The organism is Archangium sp. (assembly GCF_036388035.1).
In the GTDB taxonomy this organism is placed as follows: domain Bacteria; phylum Myxococcota; class Myxococcia; order Myxococcales; family Myxococcaceae; genus Archangium.
The window spans coordinates 1-9,931 of record NZ_DASVSO010000156.1 but is presented as its reverse complement, the minus strand read 5'-3'; the positions used below and the strand labels follow the sequence as shown (position 1 = coordinate 9,931).

Sequence of the window (9,931 nt, the reverse complement as noted above, 5' to 3'; positions counted from 1 at the left end):
CGTGCCCACCGGCACCTGGCGGGGCCTCGGCCTGCTGGCCAACACCTTCGCGCTGGAGGGCTTCATGGACGAGCTCGCCCACGCGGCCGGGGAAGAGCCCCTGGCCTTCCGGTTGAAGCACCTGTCGGAGGACGACGTCATGCAGCGGCGCTGGCGCCGGGTGCTGGAGGCCGCGGCCCGGCACGCGGGCTGGGGCACCGCCGCTCCCGAGGGCCGGGCCCGAGGACTGGCGTGCTCCGTGGACTCCAATACCGTGGTGGCCCAGGTGGCCGAGGTCTCGGTGGAGGACGGCCGCATCCGGGTGCACCGCATCACCTGCGCCGTGGACTGCGGCCTGGTCGTCAACCCGGACGGTGCCACCGCGCAGACGGAAGGCGCGGTGATGATGGGGCTGAGCTCCACCCTCTCCGAGCGGATCACCTTCAAGGACGGGCAGGTGGAGGCGGAGAACTTCTACCACTACCCGCTGCTGACGATGGCGGACGCGCCGGACATCGAGACGCTGCTGGTGGGCGAAGGCGACACACCGCATGGCATGGGCGAGCCGCCGCTGGGACCCGTGGCGGCCGCCGTGGCCAATGCCGTCTTCGCCCTCACCGGGCAGCGCCTGCGGAGTCTGCCCCTGCGGCTGGGGTGAGGCGCGGGAGGGGGCCTGGAGAAGAAGGCAGTACCCGGCAGGGGCACCGGTGCGCTAAGGCGCGCCTCATGCCGACGCCCCTCCCGCTCCAGAAGAAGGTCGTGCTGGGCCTCCAACACACCATCGCCATGTTCGGCGCCACGGTGCTGGTGCCCCTGCTCACCGGCCTCAATCCCAGCGTCGCCCTCTTTGGCGCGGGGCTCGCCACCCTCCTCTTCCACGTCCTCACCGGGCTCGGCGTGCCCATCTTCCTGGGCAGCAGCTTCGCCTTCATCGCCCCCGTCATCGCCGTGATGAAGAGCGAGGGCCCCGCCGCCGTGAGCGCCGGGCTGCTCGCCGCCGGCGCCATGTACCTCGTCTTCTCCGCCGCGGTGAAGGCCGTGGGCGTGCGGCGCATCCAGCTCATCTTCCCGCCCATCGTCACCGGCCCCGTCATCATCGTCATCGGGCTGAGCCTCGCCAACGTCGCCGTCAACCAGGCGCAGAGCCACTGGGGGCTCGCCGTCATCACGCTGCTGGCCGCCATCCTCACCAGCGTCTTCGCCCGTGGCCTCTTCAAGATGATCCCCATCCTCATCGCCGTCATCGCCGGCTACGGGGCCTCGCTGGCGCTCGGGGTGGTGGAGCCCGCGAGGCTCGAGGCCATCCGCGACGCGGCCTGGGTGGGCCTGCCTCCGTTCCACGCGCCGCGCTTGTCGTGGACCGCCGTGTTCGTGCTCGCCCCGGTGGCGCTCGTCACCTTCATCGAGCACATCGGCGACGTCATCGTGAATGGCCGCGTGGTGGGGAAGAACTTCCTGGAGCACCCCGGCCTGCCGCGCACCCTCTTCGCCGATGGCATCGCCAACATGGCCTCGGCGGTGCTCGGGGGCCCCGCCGCCACCACCTACGCGGAGAACACCGGCGTGCTCGCCGTCACCCGCGTCTACGACCCGGCCGTGCTGCGCATCGCCGCCGGGTTCGCCATGCTCTTCGGCCTCTCGCCCAAGCTGGCCGCCGTGTTCCAGAGCTTCCCGGCCGGCGTGCTCGGCGGCGTGAGCATCCTGCTCTTCGGGATGATTGCCTCCGTGGGCATCCGCACCCTCTCCGAGGCGCGCATCGACTTCGCCCACAGCCGCAACCTCATCGTGGTGAGCCTCATCCTCGTGCTCGGCCTGGGCGGCGCGAAGATTCCCGTGGCCGTGGGCGGGGTGCACCTGGAGCTGCACGGCATGGCGCTGGCCGCGCTCGTGGGCATCCTCGCCAACGCGCTGCTGCCCGCCTCGCTCAACCGCGAGGAGGTGGAGGCCCCCCCGCCGGAAGACGCGAAGCGCCCGTGAGGCAGCGCCCCGCCCTCCTCCCGCCGCTCGGAAGTCGAGGCCGAGCCGAGGGGCCGGCTCAGTCCTTGTCCTCAGCCCCGGCGTTGCGCCGGCCCAGCTTGCGGTAGAGCGTCTTGCGGTCCACGCCGAGCAGGCGCGAGGCCAGCGTCCGGCTGCCCCCCACCGCGTCCAGCACCCGCTGGATGTAGCGGCGCTCCATCTCCTCGAGGGAAACCAGCTCGGACAGGTCACCCTCCGAGGGGAGGTTGCTCGGGGCGCGATAGTCGCGGATGCGCTCCGGCAGGTCCTCCACGGTGAGCTGCTCATAGGAGGTGAGGGCCACGGCGCGCTCGATGCAGTTCTGCAGCTCGCGCACGTTGCCGGGCCAGGAGTAGACCAGCAGGCGCTGGGCGGCGGCGGGAGAGAGCCCCACCACGCGCTTGCCACCGCGGGTGGCGAAGTGCTCCAGGAAGCGCTGCGCCAGCAGCAGCACGTCATTGCCGCGCGCCCGCAGCGGGGGCAGCTCCAGGCCGATGACGTTGAGCCGGTAGTAGAGGTCCTCGCGGAAGCGCCCCTCCTCCACGGCCAGCTCCAGGTCCCGGTTGGTGGCGGCGACAATCCGCGCATCGAAGGGCACCTCGGAGTCCCCCCCCACCGGGCGCACCGTGCGCTCCTGGAGCGCCCGCAGCAGCTTGGGCTGCAAGGCCAGGGGCAGCTCTCCCACCTCGTCCAGGAAGAGGGTGCCGCCGTTGGCCTTGATGAAGAGGCCGGTGCGCGCGGCCTTGGCGTCGGTGAAGGCGCCCCGGGCGTGGCCAAACAGCTCGCTCTCCAGGAGCTGCTCGGGCATGGCCGCGCAGTTGATGGCCACGAAGGGCCCCGCCTGGCGCCGGCCGCGGGCATGCAGGGCCCGGGCCGCCACCTCCTTGCCCGTGCCGCTCTCCCCCGTGATCAGCACCGAGGCGTCCGAGTCCGCCACCCGGTCAATCAGCTCGTACACCCGGCGCAGCGCCTGGCTGTCGCCCACCACGCCCCCGTCGGCGGACACGTCGCCCAGGGCCACGCGCAGCCGCCGCACCTCCTCGCGCAGTGCCCGGTGCTGTACCGCCCGCTCCAGCACCAACACCAGCGCGTCCAGGTCCACCGGCTTGGTGACGAAGTCGTAGGCCCCCGCGCGGATGGCCGCCACCGCCGTCTCCAGGCTGCCGAAGGCCGTCACCACCACCACGGGGATGTCCGGACGGTTGAGGACGATGCGCTCGCACAGGGCCAGCCCGTCCATGCCCGGCATCCGCAGGTCCGTGAGCACGGTGTCGAAGTCCTCCGCCTCCAGCAGGGGGAAGGCCTCCTCCGCGCGCCCCAGCACCGTGGGGACGAAGCCCCGGCGGGCCAGGCCCTTCTCCAGCAGCGCGCGCATCTCGCGCTCGTCCTCGACGACCAGGATGCGCCCCTTCGTCGCGCTCATGCCTCGGCTCCCTCTACGTCCTTGCTCTCGGGTGGAAGGAAGATGGAGAAGCAACTCCCGCGCCCGGGCTCACTGCTCACGGATATCCATCCCCCGTGGTCCCGGATGAGCCCGTAGGAGACGGACAGTCCAAGGCCCGTCCCCTCGCCTACATCCTTGGTGGTGAAGAAGGGCTCGAAGACGCGGGAGAGCGCCTCCGGGGCGATGCCCTCGCCCTCGTCCTCCACGTCCACCCGGACCCAATCGGCCTCGGGGCCGCCCAGCTCCGTCGGTGGCAGGGCCCGCGCGCGCCCCAGCCGGACGCGCAGGGTGCCCGGGCGCTTCATCGCCTGGAGGCCATTGACCACCAGGTTGGTGAGCGCCTGCTGAAGCTGCCCGGCGTCCACCTCCAGGTTCACCGGCCCGGTAGCATCACACGTCAGGGTGATGCCGCGCCGCGCCGCCATCGGTTGCAGCAGGTGGAGCGTCCGCACCACCAGCTCGGTCAGGTCCTCCGGGGCCCGCTGGGGCGCGCGCCGACGGGCGAAGTCCAGCAGCTGGCGGATGATGCCCGTCATGTGCTGCACCTGCTGGGTGATGATGCGGGCGCACTCCTGCGTCTCGTCCCCCTCGGCCTCCCCGGAGGCGATCATCTTCGCCCGGCCGAGCACCACGTTGAGCGGGGTGCCCAGCTCGTGCGCCACGCCGGAGGCGAGCTTGCCCACCGTGCCCAGCCGGTCCGCGTGCCGCAGGTGCTCGAGCGTGGCCAGGCGCGCCGCCGTCTCCTGGGCCACCTGCGCGCGTGCGCTCGCCAGGGCTTCGGCCATCTGGTTCATCGCGTCGGCCAGGGTGCTCAGCTCGTCGTCCTGGCGCAGGTGCACCCGCGCCTCCAGGTCTCCCTGGCCGATGCGTCGCGCCAGGCCCACGAGCTGCTCCACCGGGCGGCCCACCCACCGGTGCCCCATGGCCATGGCCACCCCCAGGAAGGCCAGGAAGATGATGCCCGTGGCCACCGCGGTGCCCAGCACCGTCTGGCGCACGTGCAGGCGCTGCTCCGTGAGGGGCTCGGTGATTTCAATGGCGCCCTGCCTCGGGCCGATGTCCACCGGGGTGAAGGAGCGCAGCACGCCCGGCACCTGCCGCTCGTCCACGAAGGAGATGTCCTGCCCGGTGAGCAGCGCCGCCCGTTGCTCGGGCGACAGCTCCGCCGCCCCCGGCGAGTCCAGCCAGAGCCAGCCCAGCCACACCTGCTCCTGGAAGCGGTTGGCCTGCGCCAGCAGCGTCAGCGCCTTCTCCTCACCCTCCAGCTCCCAGGCCCGAACGAGGGAGCCACTCAGCGTGTGGCCGAGCAGGCGATGATCATGCTGCATGCCCTGCGCCGAGCGGGCCAGCTCCCGCCGCACCTCCACCGTCTCCAGTCCCGCGATGACGGCGAAGGCGAGTAGCACCAGGGCGAAGATGAGCTTCCTTGCGAGCTTCATGCGGCCTTCCACAACACCCCGGCCCACCCCGGCCCAGTCGGGAAGGAGGGGCGCGAGGTGTCCAATAGCGCGGGGCAGAATGCCCCGTGGGGGCCAAATGCCCCCTCATGCTCATGGCAGGCGCCCTCCTGGAAGTGGAAGGGGGGCAACCCGCTGGCCTGAGCCCTGCTCGGAACAGGCCAAGGCCCTTCCGCGCCTCCGCATCCTCCTGTGGGCCTTCGGGGACGACGACCCCCTCAACCGTTGCTGACCTGACAGGCCATTCGAGGGGACGCGAAGCCCCATGGGGCGGAATGCCCCGCGGTTTCGGAGGAGCACCCTCTCAGCGGGGCCGGCACGCCCATTGCTCCAGTGCGGTGAAACAGGTGTGGCCTCCGTGAAGCCACCCTGCCTGCGCGAATCAGGAGGTTCATCCCATGCAGCCGAAGTCCCCGCCCGGTGCCGTGGGCGCCCGCGAGCCCATGGACGGCCGCGGTTGGAAGAGCGACATCGTCTCCGGCTTCCTCGTCTTTCTCATCGCCCTGCCCCTGTGTCTGGGCATCGCCATGGCGAGCGGCTTTCCTCCCGTGTCCGGCATCCTCACGGCGGTGGTCGGGGGCCTGGTTTCCTCCTGGCTCGGCAGCGCCCGGCTGACCATCAAGGGGCCCGCCGCGGGGCTCATCGTCATCGCGATCGGCGCGGTGACGGAACTGGGAGAGGGCGATGGGCAGCTGGGCTACCGTCGGGCGCTGGCGACCATCGTCGTGGCGGCGGTGCTGCAAATCCTCTTCGCGCTGCTGCGCGCCGGGAAGCTGGGGGATTTCTTCCCCTCCTCGGTGGTGCACGGAATGCTCGCGGCCATCGGCGTCATCATCTGCTCGAAGCAGCTGCACACGCTGCTGGGGGTGACGCCCAAGGCCAAGGCGCCCTTCGCCCTGCTGGCCGAGGTGCCACGCAGCGTGGCCAGCCTCAACCCGGAGATCGCCTTCATCGGCGTCGTCAGCCTCATCCTCCTCTTTGGCCACGCGGCGCTCGCCAGGCAGGTGACGTTCCTCAAGCGCGTGCCAGCGCCCCTGCTGGTGCTGCTCTTCGCCGTGCCCACGGGCATCGCCTTCGACCTGGAGCACGAGCACACCTTCACCTTCGCTCACGATGTCTTCCCGGTGGGCCCCAGGTTCCTGGTGAACCTGCCGGGCAACCTGCTGTCGGCCATCACCTTCCCGGACTTCTCCGCCGTCTTCTCGGCGGTGTCGCTCAAGTACATCGCCATGTTCGCGCTGGTGGGCAGCATCGAATCGCTGCTGAGCGCCAAGGCGGTGGACATGCTGGATCCCCAGAAGCGCCGCTCGGACCTGGACAAGGATCTGCTCGCCACCGGCACGGGCAACCTCATCGCGGGTCTGTTCGGCGGCCTGCCGATGATTTCGGAGATCGTCCGCAGCTCGGCCAACATCGGCTATGGGGCCAGGAGCCGGCTGTCCAACTTCTTCCACGGCCTGTTCCTGCTGCTGTTCGTGGCGTTCGCGCCCATGCTCATCCACCGGATTCCGCTGGCCGCCCTGGCCGCCATGCTCGTCTTCACGGGCGTGCGGCTGGCCTCGCCGAGCGAGTTCGTGAAGACGTTCCGCATCGGCGCCGAGCAGCTCGCCATCTTCGCCTTCACGCTCGTCGTGACGTTGGCCACGGACCTGCTGGTGGGCGTGGCCGCGGGCATCGTGCTGAAGATGGGGGTGCACCTGCTCAACGGCGCGTCGCTGACGGGGCTCTTCCGGCCGGAGATCGAGGAGCGCAAGAAGGGGGAGGGCCAGGTCGTCCTGCACGTGCGGCACGCGGCCGTCTTCACCAACTTCCTCAAGCTCAAGAAGCGGCTGGAGAGCCACGCCCAGGCCCAGTCCATCGAGCTGGATTTGACGGACGCGAAGCTGGTGGACCACACGGTGATGGAGCGGCTGCACGAGCTGGAGGACGAGTTCTCCCGCCAGGGTCGCCACCTGCACATCCGCGGGCTGGAGCAGCACCGCAGCCTGTCCCCGCACCCGCTGTCGGCCCGCAAGAAGGGGCCCACCAGCCCCGTGGGCCTTTCCTCCTGAGCTGAACACGTTCTCCGGACACACTCCATGAGCCACTCCTCCCCCCCGCCCGCCGCGGACCGCGGCCAGCGGCTGAACGCTGTCGTGGCCCACGCCGGCCACCTGCTGCCCGCGCAGGGCCCCATCGGCGTGTTCGTGCACCACAACACGCTGCACGCCTTCCAGCACCTGCCCTTCCATGAGGCGCTGACCACCGCGAGCGCCACGTTCGAGACCGAGGCCTACCTTCCCGAGTCGCGCTACCGCGAGCTGTACCGGCGCGGTCGCATCACCGACGAGGATCTGAAGGCGGCCCTGGCCGAGCGGGACGCGGGGGAGACGCAGGGGGACCTGGCGCCGGCACAGCTCTCGCGCCTGGAGCTGGAGCTGCTGGCCCTGCTCCACCCGCTGCCGGAGGAGACGACCGCCTCCCTGCGCTGGCGTCTGGCGGAGCTGTCCGCCTCGTACCGCCTGCGGCCCGACGTGCCGGAGGCGGCGCGCCAGCGCCTGCTGAAGCGCTCCACCGCGGGGCTGCGCGGGTGGATGGACCGGGTGGGGCGGGACTGGACGATGACGGACCTGGCGGTGGCCCTGCTGGAGCCCTCGCTGGAGGTGTCCATCCGCGCCGCCGCCGCCGAGCCCCGCCGGGCCATGTCGCCCGAGGCCGCGCTGCGCCGGCTGGGCATTCCCGACACGCTGGCCGCCACCTATGTCCAGCGGGTGAAGCGCCGGCTCGGCGGGACGACGGCGTTCACCGTGGAGGGCTGGCTGGGGGCCGAGGCGACGCTCGCCGTGGACGCCCTGGCCACCGCCTTCGGGGGAAGCGGGGGCCTGGGCTCGCTGCGAGAGCGGCTGGAGCGGCAGCCCGAGGCCTTCGCCGTCAGTGCCCTCTGGGCCGCCTGCCGCACCCCGCTGCTGCCGGCGAGGAGCGGGGCCGAGGAGAAGCTGGAGCCGGGCCAGGAGTCCACCCACCGCGAGGAGCTGCGCGCGGCGACCGGGGAGGACGTGAACGACCTGGTCCACCCGCAGCTCATCCGCGCCTGCTCGGCCTTCCTGGACGAGGGCGTGTCGCACTGGAACATGCCGGACCGGGAGCACGGGCTGTACGCCGCCTGGTCCATGATGAAGCGCACCGGCCTCGGCCTGCTGCCCGACTGGCTCGAGGGGCTGAAGGAAGAGCTGAGCCGGGCCGAGCACGCCGGGCGCTCGGCTCGGGACGTGGTGCTCGCCGCGCTCGAGGAGCTCGGCGTCCCCGAGGCCCAGTGGGAGCCCTACGTCACGCGCGTGCTGCTCGCCCTGCCCGGGTGGGCCGGCATGATGTACCGGCTGGAGCACAACCCCGCGGACCGGCCTGTCGGGGCGCCTCCCGCGCGGCTCATGGACTTCCTCGCCGTGCGCCTCACGTTGGAGCGCTACGCCCTGCGCGCGGTGGCCCGGCGTCGGCTGGACTACCGCGGCCCCCTGTCCGGACTGAGGGAGCAGGCGCGGCGCGTGGCCTCCCACCAGCCTCCGGCCCTGGAGCGCCCGGCGGAGGAGGGCAGCTGGCGCCTCTTCCAGCTCCTGCAGCTCGCGGGGCTCTCCGCGCTGGAGCTCGCCGACTTCCCCCTGGAGCGGCGCCAGGCGCTGCTCGCGTGGCTGGAGCGCTTCGACGAGAACGCCCGCCGCCGCGTGTGGCAGGAGGCCTACGAGCACCACTACCGGATGGACATCGTCCAGGGCCTCGCCCAGAACCGGCTCCGCCCGGAGTCGACGCGCACGGTGAAGGCCGCGCGCTTCCAGGTGATGTTCTGCATCGATGACCGCGAGGAGGCCATCCGCCGGCACTTCGAGGAGCTGGACCCGCGACACGAGACGTTCGGCGTGGCGGGCTTCTTCGGCGTGGCCATCGACTACCATGGTCTGGACGACGCCAGACCCGCCGCGCTGTGCCCCGTGGTCGTCACCCCCGCGCACGTGGTGGAGGAGCACCCCCACCCGGAGCACGGACAGCGGGCCGAGACCCGCGCGCGCCTGCGGGCCCTCTGGGCCCGCTTCGACCACTGGCTGCACAACAGCTCGCACGCGTTGGAGCTCGGCTGGCTGCTGACGCCGCTGTTGGGCCTGCTCTCCGCCCTGCTGCTGCCCCTGCACATCTTCTTCCCCCGCCGGGTGGACCGGCTTCGCCAGGCGCTCTCCGCGAAGATGCTGCCGGCGCCCCGCACGCGGCTGGCGAGCCTGCGGGAGCAGGAGGTGGCCACCACGGCCCTCGTCGGCGAGAAGGCCCGGGGCTTCACCATCGCCGAGAAGGCGGCGCGCGTGGCCGGCACGCTGGAGAACGTCGGGCTGGTGGACGGCTTCGCCGGGCTGGTGGTGCTGCTGGGGCACGGCGCGGTGAGCGTCAACAACCCGCACCAGTCCGCCTATGACTGCGGGGCCTGTGGCGGTCGCCACGGGGGCCCCAACGCGCGCCTCTTCGCGGAGATGGCCAACCGGCCCGAGGTGCGGGCGAAGCTGCGCGAGCGCGGCATCCACATCCCCGACTCCACCTGGTTCATCGGTGGCCAGCACAACACCACCAACGACGAGGTGGTGCTCTACGAGACCGAGCACGTGCCCGCGGCCCTCCAGGGCGAGCTCGTGGCCCTGCGCGGGGCCCTGGACACCGCTCGCACCCTCTCGGCGCACGAGCGCTGCCGGCGCTTCGAGTCCGCCCCGCTCAGCCTCTCCCCGGCCGCCGCGCTGCGGCACGTGGAGGGCCGCGCGGCGGACCTCAGCCAGGCCCGCCCCGAGCTGGGCCATGTCACCAACGCCTCGTGCATCGTGGGCCGCCGCGCCCTCACCCGGGGCCTGTTCCTGGACCGGCGCGCCTTCCTCGTTTCGTACGATCCGAGCCGCGACGACGCCAACGGCACCCTCCTCGAGCGCATCCTGCTCGCGGTGGGCCCCGTGGGCGCGGGCATCAACCTGGAGTACTACTTCTCCTGCATCGACAACGACCGCTACGGCTGCGGCACCAAGCTGCCCCACAACCTCACCGGCCTGCTCGG

General features: G+C 71.9%; 6 protein-coding genes. 4 read left to right on the top strand and 2 right to left on the bottom strand.

All coding sequences use genetic code 11. The features are described from left to right. Positions 1-637 (top strand): molybdopterin cofactor-binding domain-containing protein (locus VF697_RS06995; RefSeq protein ID WP_331092716.1); only part of this gene is annotated, 637 nt, incomplete at its 5' end. Positions 638-705: 68 nt separating this feature from the next. Next, on the top strand, positions 706-1,956 hold the full coding sequence (locus VF697_RS06990) for a uracil-xanthine permease family protein (protein WP_331092715.1): 1,251 nt from the start codon (positions 706-708) through the stop codon (positions 1,954-1,956). 58 nt (positions 1,957-2,014) lie between these two features. Here VF697_RS06990 and VF697_RS06985 read toward each other — a convergent pair whose 3' ends face one another. Together VF697_RS06985 and VF697_RS06980 are read right to left on the bottom strand one after the other, a co-directional pair. Next, positions 2,015-3,397, bottom strand: coding sequence for a sigma-54 dependent transcriptional regulator (locus tag VF697_RS06985; RefSeq protein WP_331092714.1), 1,383 nt, complete (start codon positions 3,395-3,397; stop codon positions 2,015-2,017). Continuing rightward, positions 3,394-4,857, bottom strand: coding sequence for a sensor histidine kinase (locus tag VF697_RS06980; RefSeq protein WP_331092713.1), 1,464 nt, complete (start codon positions 4,855-4,857; stop codon positions 3,394-3,396). Before VF697_RS06980 ends, VF697_RS06985 begins: the two co-directional genes overlap by 4 nt. A gap of 416 nt (positions 4,858-5,273) precedes the next feature. Here VF697_RS06980 and VF697_RS06975 point away from each other — a divergent pair, with 416 nt between their 5' ends. Beyond that, complete coding sequence (locus tag VF697_RS06975) at positions 5,274-6,926, top strand: SulP family inorganic anion transporter (protein WP_331092712.1); 1,653 nt, start codon at positions 5,274-5,276, stop codon at positions 6,924-6,926. A gap of 27 nt (positions 6,927-6,953) precedes the next feature. Continuing rightward, positions 6,954-9,931 (top strand): DUF2309 domain-containing protein (locus tag VF697_RS06970; RefSeq protein WP_331092711.1); only part of this gene is annotated, 2,978 nt, incomplete at its 3' end.